Origin of the sequence: Paenibacillus sp. DS2015 (assembly GCF_050433705.1) — a bacterium.
Lineage (GTDB): Bacteria > Bacillota > Bacilli > Paenibacillales > Paenibacillaceae > Paenibacillus_AQ.
Window position 1 is genome coordinate 122,311 of the sequence record NZ_JBNPWS010000005.1, and the last position, 25,037, is coordinate 147,347.

Annotated in this window: 25 protein-coding genes and 1 riboswitch; of the genes, 1 reads left to right on the forward strand and 24 read right to left on the reverse strand. The window is 41.5% G+C overall.

Features of this window, described 5'->3' with window-relative positions; translation table 11 throughout:
* Positions 1 to 24: 24 nt before the first annotated feature.
* The 24 genes from J2T13_RS06985 to metE all read right to left on the reverse strand — a co-directional run bounded on the left by J2T13_RS06985 (position 25) and on the right by metE (position 23,099).
* Positions 25 to 1,011: a copper amine oxidase N-terminal domain-containing protein gene (locus J2T13_RS06985; protein ID WP_429369662.1), complete on the reverse strand. Its 987-nt coding sequence runs from the start codon at positions 1,009 to 1,011 to the stop codon at positions 25 to 27.
* A 138-nt stretch (positions 1,012 to 1,149) separates the two neighbouring features.
* Positions 1,150 to 1,341: a hypothetical protein gene (locus J2T13_RS06990; RefSeq protein ID WP_429369664.1), complete on the reverse strand. Its 192-nt coding sequence runs from the start codon at positions 1,339 to 1,341 to the stop codon at positions 1,150 to 1,152.
* A gap of 31 nt (positions 1,342 to 1,372) precedes the next feature.
* On the reverse strand, positions 1,373 to 2,362 hold the full coding sequence (locus J2T13_RS06995) for a copper amine oxidase N-terminal domain-containing protein (RefSeq protein WP_429369666.1): 990 nt from the start codon (positions 2,360 to 2,362) through the stop codon (positions 1,373 to 1,375).
* A 139-nt stretch (positions 2,363 to 2,501) separates the two neighbouring features.
* A complete protein-coding gene (locus J2T13_RS07000; protein WP_429369668.1) occupies positions 2,502 to 2,693 on the reverse strand; it encodes a hypothetical protein in 192 nt (63 codons plus the stop codon).
* A gap of 28 nt (positions 2,694 to 2,721) precedes the next feature.
* Complete coding sequence (locus J2T13_RS07005; RefSeq protein ID WP_429369669.1) at positions 2,722 to 3,708, reverse strand: copper amine oxidase N-terminal domain-containing protein; 987 nt, start codon at positions 3,706 to 3,708, stop codon at positions 2,722 to 2,724.
* A 187-nt stretch (positions 3,709 to 3,895) separates the two neighbouring features.
* Positions 3,896 to 4,198 (reverse strand): hypothetical protein, encoded by a 303-nt coding sequence (locus J2T13_RS07010; protein ID WP_429369671.1) that lies wholly within the window; start codon positions 4,196 to 4,198, stop codon positions 3,896 to 3,898.
* Between the two features lie 45 nt (positions 4,199 to 4,243).
* Positions 4,244 to 4,591, reverse strand: a complete 348-nt coding sequence (locus J2T13_RS07015) for a WXG100 family type VII secretion target (protein ID WP_429369673.1) — start codon at positions 4,589 to 4,591, stop codon at positions 4,244 to 4,246.
* A gap of 29 nt (positions 4,592 to 4,620) precedes the next feature.
* Positions 4,621 to 8,478, reverse strand: a complete 3,858-nt coding sequence (gene essC, locus J2T13_RS07020; RefSeq protein WP_429369675.1) for a type VII secretion protein EssC — start codon at positions 8,476 to 8,478, stop codon at positions 4,621 to 4,623.
* Entirely contained in the window at positions 8,478 to 9,305 is an 828-nt protein-coding gene (locus J2T13_RS07025; protein ID WP_429369677.1) for a DUF5050 domain-containing protein, read from the reverse strand. Before J2T13_RS07025 ends, essC begins: the two co-directional genes overlap by 1 nt.
* 14 nt (positions 9,306 to 9,319) lie before the next feature.
* A complete protein-coding gene (locus tag J2T13_RS07030; protein ID WP_429369679.1) occupies positions 9,320 to 9,550 on the reverse strand; it encodes an EsaB/YukD family protein in 231 nt (76 codons plus the stop codon).
* 18 nt (positions 9,551 to 9,568) lie between these two features.
* Entirely contained in the window at positions 9,569 to 10,087 is a 519-nt protein-coding gene (locus tag J2T13_RS07035) for a hypothetical protein (RefSeq protein WP_429369681.1), read from the reverse strand.
* Positions 10,088 to 10,112: 25 nt separating this feature from the next.
* Complete coding sequence (locus tag J2T13_RS07040; RefSeq protein WP_429369683.1) at positions 10,113 to 10,589, reverse strand: hypothetical protein; 477 nt, start codon at positions 10,587 to 10,589, stop codon at positions 10,113 to 10,115.
* Positions 10,590 to 10,608: 19 nt separating this feature from the next.
* Entirely contained in the window at positions 10,609 to 10,803 is a 195-nt protein-coding gene (locus J2T13_RS07045; protein ID WP_429369685.1) for a hypothetical protein, read from the reverse strand.
* Positions 10,804 to 10,823: 20 nt separating this feature from the next.
* Positions 10,824 to 11,702: a hypothetical protein gene (locus J2T13_RS07050; RefSeq protein WP_429369687.1), complete on the reverse strand. Its 879-nt coding sequence runs from the start codon at positions 11,700 to 11,702 to the stop codon at positions 10,824 to 10,826.
* Positions 11,699 to 12,685, reverse strand: coding sequence for a hypothetical protein (locus J2T13_RS07055; protein ID WP_429369689.1), 987 nt, complete (start codon positions 12,683 to 12,685; stop codon positions 11,699 to 11,701). Before J2T13_RS07055 ends, J2T13_RS07050 begins: the two co-directional genes overlap by 4 nt.
* A complete protein-coding gene (locus tag J2T13_RS07060) occupies positions 12,663 to 13,598 on the reverse strand; it encodes an ATPase, T2SS/T4P/T4SS family (RefSeq protein WP_429369691.1) in 936 nt (311 codons plus the stop codon). Before J2T13_RS07060 ends, J2T13_RS07055 begins: the two co-directional genes overlap by 23 nt.
* A gap of 210 nt (positions 13,599 to 13,808) precedes the next feature.
* On the reverse strand, positions 13,809 to 14,369 hold the full coding sequence (locus tag J2T13_RS07065; RefSeq protein WP_429369693.1) for a hypothetical protein: 561 nt from the start codon (positions 14,367 to 14,369) through the stop codon (positions 13,809 to 13,811).
* A 236-nt stretch (positions 14,370 to 14,605) separates the two neighbouring features.
* A complete protein-coding gene (locus J2T13_RS07070; RefSeq protein WP_429369695.1) occupies positions 14,606 to 14,956 on the reverse strand; it encodes a hypothetical protein in 351 nt (116 codons plus the stop codon).
* Between the two features lie 16 nt (positions 14,957 to 14,972).
* The gene (locus J2T13_RS07075; RefSeq protein WP_429369697.1) at positions 14,973 to 15,407 is read right to left on the reverse strand and encodes a hypothetical protein; all 435 of its coding nucleotides are present in this window, start codon (positions 15,405 to 15,407) and stop codon (positions 14,973 to 14,975) included.
* Positions 15,408 to 15,708: 301 nt separating this feature from the next.
* Positions 15,709 to 16,218 (reverse strand): ankyrin repeat domain-containing protein, encoded by a 510-nt coding sequence (locus J2T13_RS07080; protein WP_429369699.1) that lies wholly within the window; start codon positions 16,216 to 16,218, stop codon positions 15,709 to 15,711.
* Between the two features lie 20 nt (positions 16,219 to 16,238).
* Positions 16,239 to 18,491 carry a peptidoglycan-binding domain-containing protein gene (locus tag J2T13_RS07085; protein ID WP_429369701.1) on the reverse strand — a complete coding sequence of 751 codons (2,253 nt, stop codon included), beginning with the start codon at positions 18,489 to 18,491 and terminating at the stop codon, positions 16,239 to 16,241.
* Between the two features lie 41 nt (positions 18,492 to 18,532).
* The gene (locus J2T13_RS07090) at positions 18,533 to 19,291 is read right to left on the reverse strand and encodes a hypothetical protein (RefSeq protein WP_429369703.1); all 759 of its coding nucleotides are present in this window, start codon (positions 19,289 to 19,291) and stop codon (positions 18,533 to 18,535) included.
* A 272-nt stretch (positions 19,292 to 19,563) separates the two neighbouring features.
* On the reverse strand, positions 19,564 to 20,547 hold the full coding sequence (locus J2T13_RS07095) for a serine/threonine protein kinase (protein WP_429369704.1): 984 nt from the start codon (positions 20,545 to 20,547) through the stop codon (positions 19,564 to 19,566).
* A gap of 266 nt (positions 20,548 to 20,813) precedes the next feature.
* Positions 20,814 to 23,099 carry a 5-methyltetrahydropteroyltriglutamate--homocysteine S-methyltransferase gene (gene metE, locus J2T13_RS07100; RefSeq protein ID WP_429369706.1) on the reverse strand — a complete coding sequence of 762 codons (2,286 nt, stop codon included), beginning with the start codon at positions 23,097 to 23,099 and terminating at the stop codon, positions 20,814 to 20,816.
* A 149-nt stretch (positions 23,100 to 23,248) separates the two neighbouring features.
* Positions 23,249 to 23,441, reverse strand: a riboswitch (cobalamin riboswitch).
* 192 nt (positions 23,442 to 23,633) lie between these two features.
* Here metE and J2T13_RS07105 point away from each other — a divergent pair.
* Positions 23,634 to 24,929 (forward strand): MFS transporter, encoded by a 1,296-nt coding sequence (locus J2T13_RS07105; RefSeq protein WP_429369707.1) that lies wholly within the window; start codon positions 23,634 to 23,636, stop codon positions 24,927 to 24,929.
* Positions 24,930 to 25,037: the final 108 nt, after the last annotated feature.

A 25,037-nucleotide genomic window follows, 5' to 3' on the forward strand; every position in this document is an offset into this window, starting at 1 on the left:
TACCCCGTCCTTGAAACTTAGTGATTACCATTGGAACATTCTACTATAATTGAAGTCTTTGAAATATTGACTAGGACCCGTATTTGGAACAAAGCCAGCTCTCTTTTCTTCTAATGATTTAACGATCACAAATAATCCTTGACTCGGATCATTTCCATCCAACTTGAAATGATCTTTGACATCTATCGTTAATACCAGACGATACGTTTCAACATCTTTTGCATTCTTGACAAAAGCTACCTCCCTCGTGAAAGAACCTGTTATAGGAATATGCGATTGTTTCGATTCTATAAAGCTAGTCCATGTTTCACTTTTTACCTCAGTTTCCACGGTAATCCCTACCGTCCATTCATACCCACTCGGCAATTTAGGATACGTGCATTTAATTACATATTTGCCATTCTCCTTTACGAATGTGATCTGGCTGGTAAGCTTCTGCAGGAACTCTATCGATTTCTCCTTTGTCATCCGACCATACTGATCGACGTCGGTTACATCGTTAAAGGAGATCCCACCATACTTCTTCGTCGTTCCGCCTTCAGGTACAAGTTCCGGTGCAGGCTTCACCTCTCCCGTGGTGTTGGTCTGGATATACACCGTCCGTACCGCCTTGTCCCACTTCACTTCGGCTCCGAATGCTTGCGCCACATACCGTGCCGGTACGTAAGTCCGCGCATTCTTAACGATCGCTACTGTATCCATACGGTAGGTTCCTCCGTTTAGCAGGTACTTACTCTGTCCTATGGTTAATACCAGCTTAATCTTCTCTAATACAAACGAAGCCTTCTGCTCTTTCGCGTTCCATGTCGTACTTGCACCTAAGGCTTCCGCAATAAATCTTGATGGCACTTGCGTTCTGCCTTGGGCATCTACAAATGGCTGGGCATCTGGAAAATTAATTTTCCTCCCATTCACTACGACACGAATCTTGACATCCTCTGCTGAAGCGAACGATGTGGATAGTAGGGTAAACGTAAAGATAAGGGTGAGTAATAGTGCGATTTTTTTCATGATTATGGCTCCTCATATTATATTTTGTTAGTCCGTGTAACTAGTTGGATTATCTTCGACTCTAGTACCCTCTTACTCATGTATTCCTATCTACTTATTATTAGTTCCTTGTTATAAGCAGTTATGAGGAGGATTCTATTATCTTAAAATGCTAGTCTCCATATTATGTTTAATAACACCGATAGGTTCTGCTACTGGCTTCGCTGTCTCGTAATCCACTAGAACTTCAACCGTCGGTGAAGCTGCCTGTACAGAAGGGAGTGGGCTAACGTATACACTAACACCTATCAATATCGCTATGACTAGCATAATAAAAAATTTCTGCTTCATGCCATACCCCGTCCTTGAAAGTTAGTAGTGCTTACCATTGAAACATCCTACTATAATTGAAATCTTTAAATTTTTGATCTGGACCTATCTCTGGAACAAAGGCAACATACTTGTAGCCGTCTGATGCTTTGGTGACTGTAAATAAACCTAGATATGTTTGTTCTCCAGCCAATTTCGACCGATCTATAACGTCTATCGCTAATACCAGACGATACGATTCAACATCTTTTGCATTCTTGACAAAAGGTACATCCCTCGTGAAAGAACCTGTTAAAGGAATATGCGATTGTTTCGACCATATATCGCCACTCCAGTTATCACCTTCAACTCCGGTTTCCACGGTAATCCCTACCGACCATTCATACCCACTCGGTAATTTAGGATACGTGCATTTGATTACATATTTGCCATTCTCCTTTACGAAGGTGATCTGGCTGGCAAGCTTCTGCAGGAACTCTATCGATTTCTCCTGTGTTATCCGTCCATACTGATCGACATCGGTTACATCGTTAAAGGAGATCCCGCCATACTTCTTCGTCGTTCCGCCTTCAGGTACAAGTTCTGGTGCAGGCGTCACTTCTCCCGTGGTGTTGGTCTGGATATATACTGTTCGTACCGCCTTATCCCACTTCACTTCAGCCCCAAATGCTCGCGCCACATACCGTGCCGGTACATAAGTCCGTGCATTCTTAACGATGGCTACCGTATCCATGCGGTAGGTCCCACCGTTTAACTGGTACTTACTCTGTCCTATGGTTAACACCAGCTTGTTCTTCTCTAATTCAAACGAAGCCTTCTGCTCTTTCGCGTTCCATGTGGTGCTTGCACCTAAGGCTTCTGCAATAAATCTCGATGGCACTTGCGTTCTGCCTTGGGCATCTACAAACGGCTGGGCATCTGGGAAATTAATTTTCCTCCCATTCACCACGACACGAATCGTGACATCCTCTGCTGAAGCGAACGATGTGGATAGTAGGGTAAACGTGAAGATAAGGGTGAGTAATAGTGCGATTTTTTTCATGATTATGGCTCCTCTTATTATATTTTGTTCATCCGTTGTAGCTAAGTAAATTATCTTCGATTCTAGTACCCTCTTACTCATGTCTTCCTGCCTACTTATTATTAGTTCCTTGTTATAGGCAGTTATGAAGAGGATTGTATTATCTTGAAATGCTAATCTCCATATTATGTTTAATAACACCGATAGGTTCTACTACTGGCTTCGCTGTCTCGTAGTCCACTAGAACTTCAACCGTTGGCGAAGCTGCCTGCACAGGAGAGAGGGGGCTAACGTATACACTAATACCTATGAATATCGCTACGAGCAGCATAATAAAGGTTTTCTGTTTCATGCCATACCCCGTCCTTGAAATTTATTACTTACCATTGAAACATCTTCCCAAAATTGAAATCTTTGAAATATTGACTAGGACCGGTTCTTGGAACATAGCCTGCACTCTGTTCTTCTCGTGTTTTGTTAATCGCCAATAACCCTGGACTCCCATCATTTCCATCCAACTTGGAACGATCTATAGGATTTATCGTTAGTGACATACTATACAATTCAACATCTTTTGCATTCTTGATAAAAGGTACCTCCCTCGTGAAAGAACCTGTTAAAGGAATATGCGATAGTTTCGATTCTACTAAGCCACTCCAGTTATCACCTTCAACGCCGGTTTCCACGGTAATCCCTACAGACCACACAAACTCACTTGGTAATTTAGGATACGTGCATTTGATTACATATTTGCCATTCTCCTTTACGAATGTGATCTGGCTGGCAAGCTTCTGCAGGAACTCTATCGATTTCTCCTTCGTCATCCGTCCATACTGATCGACATCGGTTACATCGTTAAAGGAGATCCCACCATACTTCTTCGTCGTTCCCCCTTCAGGTACAAGCTCCGGTGCAGGCGTCACCTCTCCCGTGGTGTTGGTCTGGATATACACTGTCCGTACCGCCTTGTCCCACTTCACTTCTGCCCCGAATGCTTGCGCCACATACCGTGCCGGTACGTAAGTCCGCGCATTCTTAACGATCGCTACCGTATCCATGCGGTAGGTTCCACCGTTTAGCAGGTACTTACTCTGTCCTATGGTTAATACAAGCTTATTCTTCTCTAATTCAAACGAAGCTTTCTGCTCTTTCGCGTTCCATGTGGTGCTTGCACCTAAGGCTTCTGCAATAAATCTCGATGGCACTTGTGTTCTGCCTTGGGCATCTACAAATGGCTGAGCATCTGGGAAATTAATTTTTCTCCCGTTTACCACGACACGAATTTTGACATCCTCTGCTGAAGCGAACGATGTGGATAGTAGGGTGAATGTGAAGATAAGGGTGAGTAATAGTGCGATTTTTTTCATGATTAAAGCTCCTCTTATTATATTTTGTTAATTTACTAGCTGGGTATATTTATCATTAAGCCGCTCCGTTATCGAGTACGCCAATTTTCGTATGTCATTTAAATAGTCTTTATCGTCATCCCCATTTTTCCCTTTCATATATATAGATGTGGTGACGGCTTCAAGTCGTCACCACATCTATAATCATTTATTTTCTTAACTGATTTGCAAGAAATGTATCACTTTCTTCTTTGTTTTTCTTAACAGCATCAATAAGTAGTTTGTAATCTGTCAACCACTCGTTTAGACCGCTGACGACTTGCTTCTTCGTTTTCTCGAAATTTTCTATGAATGCTACTTCTGAACCGCCGCTCCACCAAGAAGTCACGCCTGCTACTTGTTTTGCCATATTATTGAGATCACTTTCGATTTTAGAGATTTCAGATCCCAGCTTGCCTTTCAGTTTATCTGCTTCGCCGAAATCAAACTTTTGTGTTATTTGACTAGCCATGATTATTTTCACCTCCTTTCATAGAATCTCACCTTTACCGAATATCTATTTTTTCATTGCACTCGCTAATCTTTTTTGCTCAACAGTAGCCTGAGCTGCTAAAGCCTTTGCTGCTGCCACAGCATCGGCCTTTCTCTTGTCTTCTGCTGCTTGTTGAACCTTTTTAGAGAAGCTAATCGTGTGATTATACAGTTTATCCATTTTATTAATCAACGTTTTAATCTCTGTTCGTATTTTGTTATAATCACTTCGCAGGGTTTTACCTGCCTCGCCTTGCCACCACGTACTGGAATTGTCTACTTGGCCATGGAGGCGGTTACTTTCATTGCTGATATTAGATTTCATCTCGGAAACTTTTTTTGCCATACTATTTATTTCCGTTGTTGTTGGCATAGCAATTCTCCTTTCAGGAATCCAGCATCTCAGCTACTCTTTGTCAGGACGGTAGCACATCTTAATCCTATAAACTTATTCTTAATGATTACATATCCGTCCCCAAGCTCCAGTTCCTTCTCCGAAGTTCCATAAGGCATACTCGCTGAGAATAGTCCTTGCTCCTTTATACTTCCGATCAGCACACCCGTCTGTTCTTCCTTCATTGCTTTACCAAGGCTGTCCCAATTGCTAGAAAAATCTGAGATACTATCTGCTGCAATGACTGCTACTTTCATTCCACGTTCCTTTTTTACGATTCGTTCGATTAGCTCTTTTAACCTGTCGTTGTCGTCATTATTCGTAAATTCGCTAAGCTTATCAATCACGAAGATAACTTGCTTCCATAATCGAATGAGCTCCTGCATATCCCCGTTTTCACGTCTGCATTCTAACATCTGTTTCCTACGTTCCTCTAGCAACGCCTCGACCTCAGCGATAAACGTATCTTCCACTTCAGATATGTCCGTAACATTAGACAAATTCATCATTTGAAATAGACCCATACCATTGGAGTCAAGTGCATACACAGTGGCATCCTCAAGTATCCTTATCCATGACATTATGAGTGTGCTTTTTCCTGACATCGATTCCCCAGCCACCATAAGTACTGGCGTTGCATACAGATCAATATAAACTGATTGAAGATCATTACTTCCAAGCCCTATTGCTAACCTTCCAGGTTCGTTATTGATGTCTTGTATGTTAATCATCGATGGCATGACTGGAATAGGCCTTGCTTTACTAGACTTCATACTTGCAAACGAGTGTAGAAGCTGTTCAGTACTAACGCCTTCAAATTCAGGTAGCGAGGTTTGAAACTCCAACGGAGGTTTCCCTCTGACTAGTCCCCTGCCTGCAACCTTCATTGGCTCTAACCCTTCGGTTCTACCGACAATTTCAGTATAATCGCCTTTATCCGTCATCTGGAATGTAACCGCCAACTTGAAATTCACAGAAAACTTATATCTTACAAAGGCAGAATTGGTTGCGGTAGCCACCAGATAAATACCGTACTTCGACCCTTCACGCGCTAATATCATCATTTGTTCATCGAGGTCATCGTAGGATTCCGATAATGCAAAGTAATTGTCAATAATTAATACAATGGCCGGTAGCGTTCTTCCAGAATTTCTATAGGAATTGAAACCTTCGCTCCCACTTTCTTCAAACAGAGCCTTTCTTATCTCGATTTCTCTAAAAAGAAACAAGACAAACTGGTCTAGTATACTCTTTTCCTCTAAGGTCATAACTCCGCCTACCTGAGGAAGCTTCTCCAATACTCGCAATGTATTTCCACCGAAATCCATAATATATATATTCACAGCTTCTGGTGAATATAATTGAGCCATAGACATACACAGCGTTTTTAGAAATACCGTTTTACCTGTACCTGGCGTGCCGAATACAAATAAATTACCTTCATTAGCAAAGTCTATTTCCAGCACATTCTGACTTTGTCCCCTTGGATCATCCATTCTTCCAACAGGTACCCTCAATAGATGTTCCCGTGCCGGCCAAGGACTTGTTTCAAATCTATTCTCTAAAATATTATCTAAATATATAATTTCAGGGAGTGGAGGTAGCCAAGGACCCTTCAACGGTTCGATTCCCGAATAAGCCGCCATATTCGTAATATGCTCGACCATTGCTCCTAACTGAGAAGGCAATTCGTCTTTCGCAATTTTCTCTTCAGATAAAGGATATATCTGCTCACTTCTACCATTCAATGAAACCTTATAGATTCGTTTCACCTTGTTTTCGCTCTTTTGCATTTCACCTTCCGGATCATAATCGGCGCCTGAATAGGTCGACTGAAACAATTCGAATACTTCATCGTTACCTACTTGAATGAATGCTCGGCCAGGCTCTTTGATCATTGCCGCATCTGGACGCTTGATGACATCTCTACTATCTCTCTCATCTTGAACCTTGAGACAAATCTTGAATTTAGAGTTACTCCATATCTGATCGTCGACAACACCTGCTGGCTTCTGAGTCGCAAGAATAAGGTGAACCCCAAGACTTCTTCCTACCCTTGCTGCACTAACAAGCTCCTTCATAAAGTCCGGCTGATCCTGCTTCAGCTCAGCGAACTCGTCCGCTATCATGATTAGATGAGGAATTGCAGGCATCTCGTTCTGTTCCTTCTTGCTGTAATATAGCTTCTGGTACTTATCGATGTTATTGACACCGTATTCCGAGAACACGCGCTGTCTTCTCTGCAATTCGCTTTTTATAGAAAGCAAGGCTCTCGTCGTCTGATTGCCGTCGAGGTTCGTAATGGTGCCCACAAGATGCGGCATCCCTTTAAATACATCCGCCATCCCTCCACCCTTATAATCAATAAGCACAAAGACAATATCATGCGGATGATAATGAATCGCTTGGGATACGATGATGCTTTGCAACAGCTCACTCTTGCCCGATCCGGTCGTACCTGCTACCAATCCGTGAGGACCAAAACCTGTTTCATGCATGTCCAGCATGAATGCCTCGCCACCCGCTTTGGCACCGATGGGTACGCTCATCCCCATATAGGTTTTATTTCTCCTCCAAAGAGTCAAGACATCTACTTCCGTTACCTTTTGCACCTGAAGTATGTCCAATAGCGTAATGGAAGATGTCAGTGAAAAATTTGCACTTGAATTCTTGATTCGCAGCGGTGCCATTCTACGTATAGCTTGCTCTAGACTCTTCATATCAACTCTATCAGGTGTAAAGGTAGATCTTTCTCCTGATATCCTATCTGCTAGTTCAGCAATTCTCCCGTCAAGTGTTACTACCGTTCTACAGTTCATCGGTAGGTAAGCTTTATTCTTAGCCACGAATACTGAGGACACACCCAGTTCTGAAGAACGATTAAATAAATATTTATTAATAGGCTCACTTTCAAGTAATAACGCATCTTCTATGATGAACACATAATGAGGAAGCGGGCTACCACCGACCTTTGACAGCTCCCGCTGTTTGAGTATCTCGTATAACTCTCCCAATAATTGATGGGCAATCGCTTTGCCACATAATAGGTATCTTGAATTCAATCCATCATTCCATACATGAGGCAGATGCTTGATCCAATTCCACTTAGTAACACCCTCTTCAGAAGCCAAAATAACAACTCTTACATCGTCATATCCATGGTGTGTAATTAACTGAAGTAACATGAGCATAACGAGCCCTGAAGTCTTATCTTCTTCACCAGCCAGGCCGCATATTTCAGTCGACATAAGGTTCAAGGACACCGGGACCTCTTGAACTCTTTCAAATTCCAAGGCTAGTCTTTGCGGTTCCATGAGAAGCGGATCATTCTCCATAATGACCTCCTGCTTCGTATAATTAATTCGAATAGCTGACATCACGCTTCCTACACCTAATCTCAAAGAGAGGAAATCATTAAATGAAGTTGTTCTTTCCCACAGCTTGTTGTCTGTCTGATTAATTCTCTGGATACAGGCCGAAGGCTCCGGGTTCAGTTCAATCATCGCCTTAATCTGCTGTTCCCTAGCAATGGCTAGGTCACTGCGGGTATCGGTAATAAACTGAAGATACTTAGCCTCGCGTTCCTTATTCTTCTTCTTGTATTTTTTTATTTGAGATGTAGCTCCAGTCAATGACACGATCAGTGCCATGATCGTAGCTGCTATCGACACCATCATGTACATTGATTGTGAGGTTAAGGCGAGTAAGAAGGTAATAACTAACATAACTGCGGGTGGAGCTAAGAGTGCAAACCATGATATTTCTGGTTTTTCTTGAAAGCTTGGGGGATTCGGAATCTCAATCTCACCCACTGGCATTTCAGGCATGAACCTTGGCTGACGACTAAATTCATATGTTTTATTCATTATATTAACCTCGGCAACGTAGCAGCTCTCGTGGCTTGTCCACCTAACAAGGACATTCTGAACCACTCATTACGACTACAAAAGTAAATTTCATCTTCAATAATATGCAAATAATCTGCACGATCACCACATATTCTAATACTAGTTCCTTGTTCCGTGTCGATTCTGTAGATGGATCTGTCATTCTGCCGGTTAGAGCAATATAAGTATCTCCCGTCCGTGTTTAGACTCGTTGGAGAAATATCTTTAAATATGCTTGTACTTTTCGTTGTGACGTCGAGCAGCGTAAGTGTAAAGTTATTATTCTTATCTGCATAGGCTAGTGTATCGCCCATCATAATCATTCCTATAGCTACTGATTCTGAGATTCGTTCTACATTACTACCACTTAAGTTACACCACCGAACACCCTTCTCAGTCGAATAGTAGATCCTATTGCCATTGGCTATGAAGCAAATTACAGGTTCATCCGTTAGTCTATCTTCGCTACGTCCATTGTGTTTACATCGATATAACTTACGATCATCATCATTAATGTAATAGAGCCATTCTCCAATGTGAAGAATCCCATAGCAAGGTTTCTTCTGAATTATTTCTATCGTCTGTGTGTTCATATCGAACTTACAGAGTGCATTTCCACGTTGTTGATCACTATAATAGATAGAATGGTCGATGTTATTCATGAACCAAAATAGACCCATGGTGACATTCGTTTCCCCTGTTACAGTATCTACAATAGTCGTACCGGTATAGCCGCTTATGTCACTTAGATAAAGACTACTCCCTACCTTCATGGCAAGACCACCGTTAGCTATGTTAAAGTTCATCTCATTGCTCCTCCTCATATGAGAGTTAGCAGCGCTCCGTGCAGCACCCCTTCCTCCGTCAGTGTTAAGCTATTGTCTAGAATTCGTCCGATCGGTTCAGCTTGAATTCTGCGGTCTTGACTAATGGTCAGGCTTAATCCCTCTGACAATATGTGAAGTAGTTCTCCCACCGTTACAAATGTCGGAACCTTCAGATCCTTATTCATGTTATCTCCTGCCTGAAATGTGACCATTACATAATCCATGAAGAAGCACCCTTTCACTCAGTTCTTAACAGATAACTTCAGAATACGTTCTCCTGTTAATTGATAATCTACATCTCCACCCACACTCTCAGCTATCCTCAAGTACTTCGTCTTGAACTTGTATGTTGATTCTGCCTTCACCTTTACTTCGCTAATGATCTGTTCCACCTTAGAACCATCGTCTCTCTCGGATTCGATGAACTCTTCTTTAAATTCCAGAGTGACTGTGAAGCTGTTATATTTCCCGTCAGTTGAGTTGAATTTCAGTGTATTGTCAATTCTCGATGTAAGTTCGACCTGTATAGCACTCTCAAATGCTTCTGCGAAATAATCAACAAAACGGTCCTCATCAATCTTTGCATCCAGGTCTCTATGAGATTCATAGATGATACTCTGATCCTTCGCTGCACGTGAGGCATTCGTAAGTGCTGAGCCGAGAATGATCTTCTCTCGGCACACATTTAACACCTCAACGAGCGGTTCAATTATGATGGATAATAGGACGACTACTAATAAACCTAACGCTATATTTCTCACAAGTTCTCAGTCCTATTTAATTGGATTAATAAATCAAATCTTTATAGTGTTTCAGACCAATAGTCGTCAATGAGAAGGACGCAGGGACTCCCCCTTCATACTCATATTTACGACCCCAGAGGGTTATGGTGAGTGGGTATACCGCACTCACCTTTATGTCCAATGGGTTTCCACGTTGTCTATAGGGCTTATCATCATCATCATATAACTCATAGGTACTAACATCGTCGTTACCTATAGCGGATTCACCACTACTATTGTTTACAATAATAACAACATCACCCGGCTTCTCTCTGTAGATCGGGCGTTCTTGCAGTGTTTTAAGTGCATTATCGTAATCTGATTGTAAGACATAATTGTCGCTTGCCGCCATTTGAGAGATATTGAAGGTCTCGATGACAAGTGTTGAATACCACGTGAAGAAGAAAATCATTTGTGTAAACAACATAATACAGATGGTTGCTAGCATTGTAATTAGAATGGATTTGGCCATACCTTTCATTTATATCACCGCCATAAAATTAGGTAATCATACCATCAATCATAGTCATAAATTTATTCCATATAAGTTCTAACCATATATCTAACTTGTCTTTGACAAATACCAAAGCAAGACCAACAATAACAAGAATCGCAACGGTTATGGCGATTCCCTTAATGCTGACATCCCCTGACTCATCCTTCCAAAACGATGCTCCTGTGTTTTTCTTTTTCATACAAAGATTCCTCCTCTTTTCTATTGAAACATTTTGAGCGAGTCTAGAATTGTAAATAAGTAATAGATTGCTATATATATCATGAGCACTGCAATTAATATCAGCTGTACTCTAGAATTGCTCCGTTCACGTTGCCTGAGTTCATCCTCCAACGCTCTGATTCTGAATTCGTCTACCTCATTCTTCAGATAGACCATTTGGGAAGTATTATCATACCCCTTCAATCGAGTCTCCAATATATCGCAGAACTTAATAATGTAATGTAATGGGACCCGCTTCTTAAACTGCTTTAAGGCATAATCCTCGCCATAATCAATATTATCCAACATTACCCCCAGTTCTTCCGCCATATCAGGATTGGCATTGGGCAAATAATCCTTAATCACATCGGCAAGGTAGATGTTGACTGATTTCGCATATTGGTAATAGATCATGCTATAGAAGGCAGGAAAATCAAGCGAGATATTCTTATTCTTCTTATCAATCTTCTTCTCTATTTCCATGACAGGGTAGAGCCATCCTAATATAATGAATATTGCCGATGCACATCCAAGCAATATATGAGCACTCATCATCACCAGCGTGATCAATATCGCCCCTGTGAGATAGATGATCTGATCAGCGCGAATCTCCTCCGGTCGAATGTTAAGATCTAATCTGTCTATCATTTTTTGATATCTTAACCTCTCCGCACTTCCCACAAAGTGTGAAACATATTTTTTGGCAAACTCTTTCTTCATTAGTCTGAACTTCTGCTTGGATTCAATATTTTTTCTTTCCTTTAGATACCGACGGGTGCGTTTCTTCTGTCTATTGTTGATCGGCTTGATAATCGGATACAACAGGACCATCACAAGATAGATTACCGACGCAAGGGCACACAGCTTAGCAAGAATCATCGCTTCGCTCCACTCCCCACACCCAAGTTTCCTTGTAACGCTTGACAACGAGCAAAGCTTAGACAAATGACGCTGACCATGAGTGTATTGATCATTTTGCCAACGTTATTGAACAACATAAACTGTCTAAAGTCAGGCACGGACAACGCATAGATAAAGAACAATAGAATAATAGCCGTCTTCAATAGAAAATCCCTATTCATTCTCCTAAATATGCGATCTTTCCGAGCATTAATTTCCCTGAGTACAGCATTCTCGTCGACAATGTCTAGGAAGATATCAGCCATCCCTTTTCGCTCGTTATACTCGAACACAATGGCCTTCTTCGTGAAGTTATCAAATTTCGGTCCCAATTGTTTATTGAGTAACGTAATCGCTTGTCTGAAGGAATATCCGTTATTCTCGCAATTATCTATGAATTGCTGGAAGTAGGGACGAATGCTAGATCTTATATATTCATCACTCTCCATCACCTTCTTAATCGCCACCAATACACCTTCTCGAGCTAATGGACAAATCAGATCTTCAGCATCCATAATATTCTCGAGCTTCTCGGCCTTAATGGCCTTGGACTGCATGACGAAGTACGTGAGCAGCCCTATAAAGAATGCGATTGTCAAGACCACAGATAACGTGACATTCTGCATAAAGAATATGATGATCAATACCATAATCGCGAAACAGATGCATAGAAGGGAATTGAAGCTTTCCAGTGTCAATGGCATATTGAAATCGAGGATCAGCCCCTCAACCAGTTGATTGTACTTAGAGAAGATATTCTCCTTCCTCTTTACAATTCGTTCCTTATTGATTCGTTCTATGTATCTCTTGGTGTTATATCTTCCTAAGTGCTCTGCTAACGTATCTAACATATCTAGGAAGAACTTAGCGGTCCCTTGAAAGAATCGGACTTGGAATACTGAATTGAACAAGATAAAGGAGGTCACACCCAATAGAAGGCTAATTATTAATGTCGTATTCATCAAATCCATACCCCTCTATTTCATCTTCTTCGGGCTCTCTAGTCAGAAATTCAAACCTACTCTTTTTGATACCTGCCTTCAGCATGGACTGCTGCGTTCTATCCGATAACTTCCCTACACGTTGGTGTCTCCCAATGATCTTGAGCACCTTGTTTGAGCCTTCCTCTTCAGATACGTCGTCACAGATAAACTTGTAGATCGGATTAACTATCGGCTCTAAGCCTTCTGAACCCATCACCTCCGATATGGAGGTAACTTTTCTTGTTCCATCCGCTAACTTTTCTTGGAATATAACAAACTTGACTGCACTGCATATGTTCCTAAGTGCCAGTTCTGCAGGCTCATTCGACGCCATTAGATAGGCGGTTAGGAATCGATAGATGGCCTCTCTATCCCCCTCCGCATGTAGCGTTGTGAAGAAGTAATGCCCGGTCTGAGCAGCTCGTAGTGCCGTTGCGAATTCCCCAGGTGTTCTGAGCTCTCCTGGTCCGATCCAATGTGGAGACTGTCTCATCGCATTGATTAGGAGATTCTCCATGGTTGCTGGACTAGCATCATCATCTTCCGAGACAGATTCATACTGCAGCACGTCATTGACGATCCTTCCATGTTCACTGTTTCCCTCTCTCTGAAGCAATCTCATTTCAGATGGATTCTCGATCGTTATGATTCTAGATAATGGATTGATTTCCTTAACTAAGATTTCGTTCAGCGTTGTCTTACCACTCCCTGTAGGTCCAACCGTGATCCAAGATAAGTCCGACTTAGGTATAAGTGATAATAATCTGAACATATTCACTGAGAATGATTCGTTCTTGATCATCATCCCAGGTGTAATCTTTTTCTTGCTGAACTTTCTGATGACAAATGCCGGTACGTCATATGGTGAAATATCCGCATGCGTAGCATTCACACGATAGCCTTCAATCGTTCTAGCATTGACCTGCTAGAAAACGTGAGATGACGAGGTTATATATTAATGAATTTGTAGATTCTCAGAGGCCTACTGTTGAGGGCTATTACGAGCTTGGTTCCAGGGGTTAAGCGAGCGTGTTACTGGTTGAATAAAGAATTCATTTTAAATATCTCAAGGGAATACCCTCTCTTAAAGTATTAGATGAACTCACGGCTCAGAATTTAATTTAAGTTTCAGTCCGCCGTTCACATAATCTGTTTCCAATGAAGGTATACGATAATTCACCTCATATATCCCTTCTATTTGGGGATGTGGTTTCGGATCGCCAATAATAAAATCCGAACGAGTCAAGCCATACTTGCTTGCCTCTTCATCTATTGTTTTATTGAAGCTATCCAAATTATGTGCACCTTTTACACTTGGTTTACTTCCCCTGCCAATGCCATGCCCATCAACTAAATGTTCAATCAACACTCCATTATCAATATTAACAGTGCTAGGAGGATCCACTGGTGCCGGCACATCTAATGGTTTGGGTTCTGCCGCCCCCTCAACAACATCATCCACCTTATTCGGACCCTTCAACAACTCCGAGAGATTCTTCCCCGTTATCCGTTGAATCGCGCTAATAACTCCTCTACCTACATAGGTAAGCAGTAAATCTCCTCCAGCCGCTAAGGCTGCATTCTCAGCTATCGTTACCCCTCGCGTTACTAGACTCTGATCCCCATCTTTTTTGAAATCCGTGATCGCATCTGATACTTTCACTTTTACCAATAGTCTAGAGAAAGCGAAGATAATGAAAACAGATCAATCATGGTGGTATCTGACCATAATTGACCTGTTACATGTAACGATTTAGCGTTATTTAGATTATACTTTTCGAGCATCACTGTACGTACAAGCGAATCAAATAAACTTTAAACGGGTATTACATGGGTTATATATGTTATTGATTGAATAATGGCTTCAATCGACACTGGATAGCCCACCACTGTTATTAATTAACTCATGCCTTCTGCAATTCTTTCCACAATTTCTTTATCCCAATCATCAAGATCAGCCACTAATTCCTCATATTTTCTTTTCGATTCAGGAATATCAATAGCCAAAAGTGCCGCTATACTGTAATGCCCTATGGTGTCAATTCCAAAGAGTTTATTTACATTCGGATCTCTAAATTTACTTATGTAAGCAAGTTTAGAAATAATCTCTTCGTTACACAGTTTCCTGCTGACAATCTGACTTATAGCACTGACTAAAACCTGATTATGATGAATATCTAAACACTTGATAATTTCAAGATCGTTTAATTTACTTTCTCTTATTTCCTTCGATAAACTCAAAGGTTTCACTCTTTATCGCCTCCCATTATTCACTTATAGGACCGAAGTTATCTATTAGATATTGCCTTTCGGCTCTACAGTTGTTCCACAGTTGTTCAGCAAGAGCCTTGTTACCGATTCTGTCAGCCTCTTTTATTTCAACCATGTATGCTCTGAGTTCCATAATAATTCTATTTTTGAACTCATAAGTAACATCCAATTTGGGGTAGCCTTTTGCCATATCGTCTAGAAAATGCTGATACTCATGTCTTAGGGCACTTATTGAAGCATTTTCATATATATTTAATTGCCCTGGAATATTTCCTTTTGGTGCATATGCCATAATATCACGATCTAGGATTCTTACCTCTACACCTGCCTCCTGCGCCTGCTCAATAATATCATCCCATTCTTCGGGGTGGGAGAGACGTCCAGGACCATAAATATCCCTAAACGGATCAGCATCATTCTTCCCTAACATGCTATCAGATAATTCACCTTCACCCGTCCCCTAAGTAGTAAAGCTACATTGGGGAATAAAAAGATGATAGCCTTTTTACCAACTATCACCATAAAGCTTGCCTGATTAACACTTTCTCTAGTTGCTGTCGCCACTAAACTAAGAGTATATGGTAAAAAACCACAACACGGGCTACTGCTCGCATCGTGGCGTTTTGCATGGGTCTTAATTGGATGTACAAACTTGTTATTAGTGTTGTGAAGGTTTTTCACAAAATATTTGACAGACTATTAGAAATATTAAAGAATAAAATGTATAAACTCTATTCTTTTTCATCCATTTTTTGTTTTATATATTCAGCAATCTCTGTTTCTCCTCTTTCAATAGCGAATGCATAAGCATCCATATCGTTCATGTTTTCACCAGAGTATTTTATAGATATATCTATATTTTTCTCAACTAACAACTTAACAATCTCAAAATGACCACCATATATTGCAGCAAATAAAGGATTTCTATCTGGTTCACTGATATCAATCTCAATATTATGGTTAATGAAATATTCTGTAATATCCAAATGTCCTTTTGCAGCCGCTCTTTCAAGGGCATTTGTAGAAAAGGTTCCACCTTGTGCATTAATATTGATCCCAGCATTTATAAGATATTCTACTATTTCTAAATACCCATGAGCTGCTGCAACATGTAACCATGTACCAAAGGGTGTCATCCATTCTAACATTTCTGGGTTTTTCTCAAGTAAATTTCTTAATGTATCCAGTTTGACGCTTTTTATGGCGCTTCTAATGTCTTTTGCAATCTGAGTTTTATCCATTTTAATTTCTCCTTAAATTTTTATCTTCTTGAAGCAGCTAGTTTTCCCAGGTCTGCTAGTATTTCAACAAAATCATCTAAGTCCCCACCTGCCGCATCAACTGCTTTCAATTGATTTACAACGTTTTCTAAAGCTTCAATACTATGCTGCCCACTAATTCTATTTGGTGCCCAAACTAAATTTTCTACACCAATTATAGGGTCAATATTATACTTTCTTAATATCTCTTGACCTTCTTGAACAAGCTTTTGTTGAGCCTCACCTAGACCTTTTTTGAATAGAGTATGATGCGCATGTGGATTCAACATATTTACAGGTGGGTCACCTATTCGTCCTTTGAGATACTTACCAAAATCAATTTTTAGTAATACTTCATGGAACTCCGATGTAATACGCAAATCAGTCATCTTTTTGCTAATTTGAGAAAGCTCGTCTGCATTGAATGTATTATTTTGAATAGCATTTTTAAGGTTATTCATCTTAGTATGATTGATATTACCTGCCGCATCAACTATATCATCCAGATATTTGCTGACAAGATTACCCGTCCCCTTCAGAGGATCCACCGGTGCCGGCACATCCAATGGTTTGGGTTCTGCCCCCTCAACAATATCATCCACCTTATTTGGACCCTTCAACAACTCCGAGAGATTCTTCCCCGTTATCCGTTGAATCGCACTGACAACTCCTCTACCTACATAGGTAAGCAGTAAATCCCCTGCAGCCGCTAAGGCTGCATTCTCAGCTATCGTTACCCCTCGCGTTACCAGACTCTGATCCCCATCTTTTTTGAAATCCGTGATCGCATCTGATACTTGCGTCACTGTGCTGAAGATCGTCTCGGCTGTCACAGAAGCTACCATGGTTGCCGTGAGTTTATCTAATATTTTAAGAGAGGGTATTCCTTTGAGATATTTAAAAGGTAGGGCGAATCCTATCACTTGACCAACAATTTCCCCAAGTCCTTTGCCATATTCATTATCCAGCGGATCATTATAATGAGCGGGTTGGGGTCCCATTATACTTTCTACAATAATTTCTGCTATTCCTGCTGTGCTCGTATTAATCGCATTCACGAAAGCATTGGATCCACCTTCAAACAGGTTCGCTATGAATTGGTTCCCTATCCCACTTTTTAGCCTGCGCATTTTATCCGCATACGCTTTGTCCTCCCGATCTATATCCTCCTTAATTTCTTCATAACGCTTATCCTGCTCTTCTTCTGAAAGTGTGGCCCAGTATGTATTTTTTAGTCGTTCTTGTACCTCAGGATCGTCTCGATTCAGAATGTCTTCTAATGACACCGATTGATATGGATCCACTGCTTTGAGGACTGCCTGATGTGGATCTACTACAGGAGGTGGGGGTGTCTGTATATTAAATAGCGCCTTCCACGTCTGCGGTCCAATTACCCCTTCCCATCTTCCACTGTTATCCAGTTCATTAATTTCCTTGAATCCATTAACAGCTCTAATCGTTGTCTCATCTAAATAACCTGTGGCCTCTACATCGAAGCCTAGTTCACTTAACCGAATCTGAGCCATTCTTACCTGCTCTGAAGTTTGTGTTGAATCCAGGCCGAGTTCGCCACTAAGTGTACCAAACAAGTAGCGCCATGTCTGTTCTCCTACAATCCCTTTATCTTTTCCTTCATTCCCAAGCTTATATCTATCCTTATAGGTGTTCACTGCCTCTAGGGTCTGTTCATTAAAATAACCATCGACTTCAATGGTATAGCCCAATTCCTTAAGACGCTGCTGGAGTTGCTTGGTATCATCACTATATTCACTTGGATTTAAAGATAAGTTACTAGAAAGAGGCTTCACTGTAATCGGTAAAAAGAAATTAGGTGGAGCAAACGAGAAAAACAATTGCCTTGGGTCTGTCCATGACTTACTATTACCCTCGCTTGTTGAACCAGAGAATGGCGAAGTTACATTCCATGGTAAGGGAATCATAACTTCAAGCATCTTTTTCGCTTCCATTTCTCGAATCACATACTCATTAGCTACCCAATCTAGCGTCTTCTGTTTCTGATCTAGTTGCTCATGCAACGATCGGGATAAGGCTTGTATCTCTCTTATTAACCGGTCTACATCCTCTACAGCGGACTGTACGGATCGTTCAGAGTAGTATTCATCTCTAGTATCACTCACTAGTTTAGAAATCTCATTCATTCTAATCATCCCAGCATCCTCGATCACGAGATCTAGACGCCTCATCCCACCAGCTAGTTCCGTTATCTGTTTGGTATCTACCTTCTGCTTCATCATGAACTCCTTTCCTTTGAAAGCTAGTATCCATCATTTCTTTCTTAGAAGTTCATAATATACTCAAGCGCGATAGGTGGATGTCGTCTAAATAGTGTTACACATTCACTGCCTCGCTTCATGCACATAACCCAAGTCCCTTTCTCTGTTGCTACACATGTAAATAAGGTTTCCGATGGGGACTCCTCATGGATGCCGTAACCCGCCAACACCCTTGTGTCTCCCTGAATGAAGAGAGCTCTCAGCAGATGTTCTCCCTCTTCATCATTGAGTCCATAGTGCTCTAGTAATTTAACTGCATCTCGCAATTTCCCTGATTCTGCTAGTGCGAGGACATCATCCATCCATACCGAGGGAATGGTCAATTGAACTTCTCTTTCACAGTCTCTGAGGATGAATTCTTCGTACAGGAGCGATAGACAATCTTCTCGATTACCGGTTACCTGTATTTCATAATGTTCCTCACCTTTTAACTGAGTGCAGACATCGTTCTTCATGTGAATAAATTCAACATCAACCTGTTCATTGTCTTCTTTTAAACTAATAAACACACGATCTGGAAAAGACAGCGTCGTTACTAACCTAGCATAGGCCTGGTCTATATATGGCTCTTGGTTCTCTCCAATAGATAATATTCTCTTACCTACTAGCTGTGTAGAGACTTCTGACCACTTGGTTCTTATCTCCTTCTGACTTAAACGTATGGAGGGATCTTCAATACCGAACAGCACATTTGCACCTGAAAGCACGCATAAATAAAATAATTCTTCTCTTTCTAAGGTGTAACTCATCATATTGGGCACCCAATCCTCCTTTGTTAGATCACTACTATATTGTTATATAATAACTTTTATTGATAAATAATCTAGTCTTATTTTTCCCATTATAGAATTAACGAAAACTATTAACATGATAAGAGCATTCTTTGGCTTCCTAGAAACAATAAAAAAGCCTTCCACTTCAATGATAAATTAGATATCACCTTTGAAGATGGGAAGGCCCGATTGAGTTTCGCTATAAAACGGTTAAACCCGTTACTAACACTTATATGTGGAACAAGACCCCACACTCGGCTTTACTTTGAGTGTTGGAGTTCTCGCTCTGCAGGAAGGGAGTGTGGTACGGCTGTGGGTTTACGACCTATTAGCCGGACCACACTCTTTTTCTGTAATATGTATTCTGCACGTAATGCCAGCCTAAACCAGCGAAGGGAGCCACATCTCTTATGGCTGGAAAGCGAAAGCCCCCAATGAATGACACGTGACAACAGGGGGGAAACATCTCTGTTTAAGAGGCGCACCGAATCCAGTTTATCCTCAAACAACCGTGTCGGCACCGCCGTAGGCGCTGCTCCAATGCAGCAGAAGTATAGGGTTGCCGCTAAACTATAAATATCCGCAGCAGGTGTCTGTATAGACTTTTCTGAGTACAATTCCAATGGTGAATAGCCAGCTGTAGTAAAGATAGATCGTTCGGCATCAGATTCTGTATAACGAATCACAGACCCGAAATCAATTAACTTGCTCCGCCCATCTTCCCCAATGATGATATTGGCAGGTCTTATATCTCGGTGAACGAAACCTTGTTGATGAATATGCTCCATTGCCCCGATTAATGGGAGCATGGAAGTTCGAAGAAAGTCAGCATTCATAACTTTATCATTCTTTCTTACGACTTGATCCAACGTTATACCACTACAATACTCCATCACTAGATACGCTGTCCCATTGGCTTCGAAATAGTCTTCGTAACCGACGATTCCTGGATGCTGTACATCACATAATACCTTAGCTTCTCGTTGAAATGCCTCCATTAGCTTCACAAATTGTGGCGAGACGGATGCTTGCAAGCATTGAAGTGTCTTACCGTTGGAAGAACGACGAGCCAATGCACGCGGGAAGAACTCTTTGATCACACTCTTAGTCCCTGTCTCTACATGACGTGCGATATATACGACTGATAGCTCACTACAGGAACATATTCTGCGAATTTGGTATATCGGTTCTTTTCCAAGCATCGTGTTTCGAGCTAATACGCCATTCATCGACCCTTTTCTCATATTAACCTGCCCCTTTGTGAAGGAGATGGATCGTCCATTTCCCGGGTTTGATAGAATTATGTCGAAGCACTATATTAACACCTATAGTAACAGACACCACAATCATTTCCAACCTTGGAATTTCCAAATGACTCGCGCCTGCAATTGTATCCTTTTCTTATGTCAATTCAAAAAGACCAAATCCTCCTGTTAGATCAGGAAAATTTGGCCTGCTTGTTTATAGCTCAACACCACGCTGCTTATTGCACGAAATCTATCGAATACTATTAATTCGTTACTTTCCTAGCTTCTCTTGCAATTTCAGTCGCTTGGACCATGTGTTTCAGAGAGGCTACCGTCTCTTCTATTCCACGCGTCTTCAACCCACAATCTGGATTAATCCAGAATAACGCTGGATCTAATACCTGTAACGCTCTATCGATCATAGATACCATTTCCTCTACCGCTGGAATTCTTGGACTATGAATATCGTATACCCCTAATCCAATACCCAGCTCATATGTGGACTCTTCAAAAGTATGAATAAGTTCACCATGACTACGTGATGTTTCGATGGAAATAACATCAGCATCTAGTGCACGTATCGCATCAATCATCTCGTGGAATTCACAATAGCACATATGTGTATGAATTTGGGTTGTGTCTTTTACGGTAGATGTAGAGAGACGGAAAGCAAGAATGGAATCCTCCAAATAGCTATCCCACTTCTCTTTTTTCAGGGGCAGTCCTTCTCGAAGGGCAGGTTCATCGACTTGAATCATCTCAATTCCAGCCTTTTCTAACGCCTCAACTTCCTCCCTTAATGCCAATGCAATCTGGAAGGCCACTTCATGACGGGGAAGATCGTCACGTACAAAGGACCAGTTCAATATGGTCAATGGACCCGTCAACATTCCTTTTACCGGCTTGTCGGTTAAAGATTGTGCATACACACTTTCTTTCACAGTCATCGGAGCCATAAATTCTACATCCCCGAAGATAACCGGTGGTTTCACACAACGTGAACCATAGGACTGCACCCAACCATTCAAAGTAAAGGCAAAACCATTCAGTTTCTCGCCGAAAAATTCAACCATATCGGTTCGTTCGAATTCACCATGAACGAGTACGTCTATGCCAATTTCCTCTTGAATTTTAATCCATATCTGAATCTGCTCTTGAATAAATGTCTCATATTGCTCGTTACTCCATTCTCCCTTGCGGAAGCTTTGCCGAGCTTTTCTGATCTCTGGTGACTGCGGGAAGCTCCCGATCGTCGTTGTCGGTAGGAATGGAAGCTGCCATTTCTCTTGCTGACTCACTTGGCGCTTATTGAAGGCACTCGTTCTTGTCGACGGTTGTGAACCCCTATTCGCTGCGGCTTGTCGAACTTCAACACGATTTCTTGATTGGGACGCATTAAGCGCTTCGACTGCGTTTCTACTATTCATTAGCTTCGCATCTGCACCCTCTTGACCGCTAGCCGCTTGTACAAGAAGCACAATCTCATCTAACTTCTCATCCGCATAAGCTAAAGCCTCTTTTAACACAGGATCTAGTGCCGTCTCTGGTTGCGTACTAACCGGAACATGCAGTAGGCTGCAAGAAGGTTGTACCACAATCCGATCATAAGGTACGAACTCAGATAACTCTTTCAGCAATTGGAGCGGAGATTCAAGACTTGAACGCCAAATGTTACGTCCGTCAATCAGACCCGCGCCAAGTGTTTTCCCTTCTGGGAATCCGAACTTCTTAATCGATTGCAAATTCTGTTCTAAACCATGGACAAGGTCAAGTCCCAACCCCTGAACCGGAAGTGAAATCAACTCTTCATAATGATCAACAGCTTCAAAATACGTCTGTAGCATGATGTTAAGCTTAGGAGCAGCAGCATGTAACACTGCATAAATATGCTGAACTCTTTCTATATCTTGTTGTGTCACAGAAGTCACTAGAATCGGCTCATCCACCTGAATCCACTGCACACCCTCTTGCTCCAGCTCTTGTAGAATCTGAGTATACAGAGGTAGGAATTGCTCGATTAACGCATCCAGTTGATCTGCTTCATATCCTTTGGCGAGCTTCAAGAACGTATACAGACCTACTAATACGGGTTTACCTTCGATACCCAACTTCTCCTTAGCTTCACGATAGGCAAGTAGTGGCTGGTTCTTAGTAAGTGCAGGTGTTGCCCCATTCAATTCGGGTACGATGTAATGGTAATTGGTATTAAACCACTTCGTCATCTCACATGCAGCGGCTCCCTTGTCTCCCCTTGCCATAGCATAATAGGTGGAGAACGGAACGACACCCCCGTCATACGAAAAGCGTTCAGGTACAAGTCCGAACATTGCTGAAGTATCCAATATATGATCGTAGAACGAGAAATCATTCACAGGAATGAGCTCGATGCCTTTGTCTTGCTGAAGCTTCAGATGATCCAAGCGAATGGTCTCCAGCTGGCTAATCAATTGGGATTCATTCATCTTACCTGCCCAGAAAGATTCAAGCGTTTTTTTCCATTCACGGTGTGCTCCAATACGTGGGTACCCTAGATTGCTACTCTTTACCATGTCGTTAAAGCGCCTCCTCTGATTTCAAATCTATTTATTGTTTCATAGCAAAAAGACATCTTTACCCTATACAAAAAGGATAAAGATGCCTTTAGAACATGCCTAAGTTGGCCGCCATCTCTAACACCTTCCTATCTCCCGTAGGTAAAAGCAGTGTGTCAAATAAGGCAGGTCTCCTGGCTCCAGAATCAACATCATCTGCTCACCTTCCCGATTATACAATCAGTGGCTATCTAGCAGTGACTCCTCTGTTACAGTGGCGGGACCGCGTCGGTGTTACACCGAACTTCCCTTTTAAGCTTCAATTCGTTCAACTGAAGCACCTTATTCCACATTATTCAATTTCAAAACATCAATATACCATAATTATACACATAAATGTATTTTTATTCAATTAGTGCTTCTATTTATGATAATACCCTGACATTGAATTGCTGTCAACATATAGGAATAGTAGGATTAAAAATAGTTTCCTGCCCCCACCCAAACTGCTATTATAGAAAGATTGGTTCTTAGAGATTTAGGGGGAATATCATGAGTTTTATGCAACGAATCATAGGTGAATGGAACAACTTATCTCGTAATATCAAATTATTTTTTCTAGCGAATATCTTGTTTCAGATAGGTGGGGGGATGTTCTCCGTATTATATAATCTATTTATCCAAGGCCTTGGTTATGGTAATGCTATGAATGGAAGAATCATCAGTATTCAATCCTTAGCTACGGCGCTCATGTTCATTCCTGTCGGACTACTGGGTGACCGCACGAGTCGTAAGCGTCTATTAATTATTGGTGCTTTATTCACAGGTCTTGCATTCATCGGGCGCTCTTTCCTAGTGGCTGAGTTCAATTTACTAACCTTTGCCGTCTTAACAGGGTTATTCACTTCGATATTTCAAGTGCTTGCTATACCTTTTCTGGCCGAAAGTGTCCCTGTTTCTCAACGTCTACGGGTGATCAGCTATTATTCATCCCTTGTGCTAGCTTCACAGGTTATAGGGAGTATGGGCGGTGGTATTCTAGCAGATCTGATTCAAAGTCTCGGAGTAAGCCGGGTTTCAAGTTTACAGATTGTACTCACTACCGGAGGAATCGCAACATTTGCCGCGTTTATTCCGCTATTACTCATGATCGAGCCAGCTAAAGTTGCTAAACCTGTCTTAGCTCCACCCACAGTTACTAATCACACCATCCCAGCTGGCAACCGTCCATTAAAATCTGAATATAAAGTTATAGGTCAATTCGCCATCGTACAACTTATCATTGGAACGGGTTCAGGACTCGTTATTCCTTATTTAAATCTGTATTTCACCAATCGTTTCTCTGTCTCGCTTAGCGCCGTGGGTCTACTCATCTCCCTGGGACAAATTATGACGATTGTATCTATGCTTATCGGCCCCTCACTCGCAGGTCGAATTGGATCGGTAAAGGCTATCATATGCTTCCAAATGCTCTCTTTACCCTTCCTACTATTAACTGGATTCACGAATATACTGGCTATCGCATCCATTAGCTTTTTATTCAGACAAGCCCTAATGAACGCCGCGAATCCAATTCAATCCACCGTCTTGATCAACCGTGTATCGGATTCGAATCGAGGGATCGCCAACTCCATGACACAGACTGCATTTATGCTCGGATGGGCCTTCATGGGACCTGTGCAATCCTATCTTATTACCTCCTATGGCTACTATTGGGGATATGCCATCACGTTTAGTATCACAGGAACACTCTATGTAGGGGCATCGATTCTGTATTACTCTATGTTTAGAGACTCTCGTACAACAGGTTCAACGGTAACACATACGTATATTGAGTACTTCATTTAATTATAAAAAGCAGCCCCAAGGGCTGCTTTTTATATTTATAGAGGTTGTTCAAAAGCCTCAATTTCTTAATCGTTCAACCATCCCTGTTTATGCATTTGAGCCCTCCAC

Coding starts and splice junctions, on each gene's coding strand:
- J2T13_RS07030 (WP_429369679.1), bottom strand. CDS start 9,550: ATGGATTATGTAATGGTCACATTTCAGGCAGGAGATAACATGAATAAG.
- J2T13_RS07095 (WP_429369704.1), bottom strand. CDS start 20,547: ATGAGAAAAGGGTCGATGAATGGCGTATTAGCTCGAAACACGATGCTT.
- J2T13_RS07080 (WP_429369699.1), bottom strand. CDS start 16,218: ATGGATAAAACTCAGATTGCAAAAGACATTAGAAGCGCCATAAAAAGC.
- J2T13_RS06985 (WP_429369662.1), bottom strand. CDS start 1,011: ATGAAAAAAATCGCACTATTACTCACCCTTATCTTTACGTTTACCCTA.
- J2T13_RS07025 (WP_429369677.1), bottom strand. CDS start 9,305: ATGAACTTTAACATAGCTAACGGTGGTCTTGCCATGAAGGTAGGGAGT.
- J2T13_RS07055 (WP_429369689.1), bottom strand. CDS start 12,685: ATGAATACGACATTAATAATTAGCCTTCTATTGGGTGTGACCTCCTTT.
- J2T13_RS07050 (WP_429369687.1), bottom strand. CDS start 11,702: ATGATTCTTGCTAAGCTGTGTGCCCTTGCGTCGGTAATCTATCTTGTG.
- J2T13_RS06995 (WP_429369666.1), bottom strand. CDS start 2,362: ATGAAAAAAATCGCACTATTACTCACCCTTATCTTCACGTTTACCCTA.
- J2T13_RS07040 (WP_429369683.1), bottom strand. CDS start 10,589: ATGAAAGGTATGGCCAAATCCATTCTAATTACAATGCTAGCAACCATC.
- J2T13_RS07010 (WP_429369671.1), bottom strand. CDS start 4,198: ATGGCTAGTCAAATAACACAAAAGTTTGATTTCGGCGAAGCAGATAAA.
- essC (WP_429369675.1), bottom strand. CDS start 8,478: ATGAATAAAACATATGAATTTAGTCGTCAGCCAAGGTTCATGCCTGAA.
- J2T13_RS07005 (WP_429369669.1), bottom strand. CDS start 3,708: ATGAAAAAAATCGCACTATTACTCACCCTTATCTTCACATTCACCCTA.
- metE (WP_429369706.1), bottom strand. CDS start 23,099: ATGGTAAAGAGTAGCAATCTAGGGTACCCACGTATTGGAGCACACCGT.
- J2T13_RS07085 (WP_429369701.1), bottom strand. CDS start 18,491: ATGATGAAGCAGAAGGTAGATACCAAACAGATAACGGAACTAGCTGGT.
- J2T13_RS07000 (WP_429369668.1), bottom strand. CDS start 2,693: ATGAAACAGAAAACCTTTATTATGCTGCTCGTAGCGATATTCATAGGT.
- J2T13_RS07015 (WP_429369673.1), bottom strand. CDS start 4,591: ATGCCAACAACAACGGAAATAAATAGTATGGCAAAAAAAGTTTCCGAG.
- J2T13_RS07075 (WP_429369697.1), bottom strand. CDS start 15,407: ATGTTAGGGAAGAATGATGCTGATCCGTTTAGGGATATTTATGGTCCT.
- J2T13_RS07105 (WP_429369707.1), top strand. CDS start 23,634: ATGAGTTTTATGCAACGAATCATAGGTGAATGGAACAACTTATCTCGT.
- J2T13_RS06990 (WP_429369664.1), bottom strand. CDS start 1,341: ATGAAGCAGAAATTTTTTATTATGCTAGTCATAGCGATATTGATAGGT.
- J2T13_RS07045 (WP_429369685.1), bottom strand. CDS start 10,803: ATGAAAAAGAAAAACACAGGAGCATCGTTTTGGAAGGATGAGTCAGGG.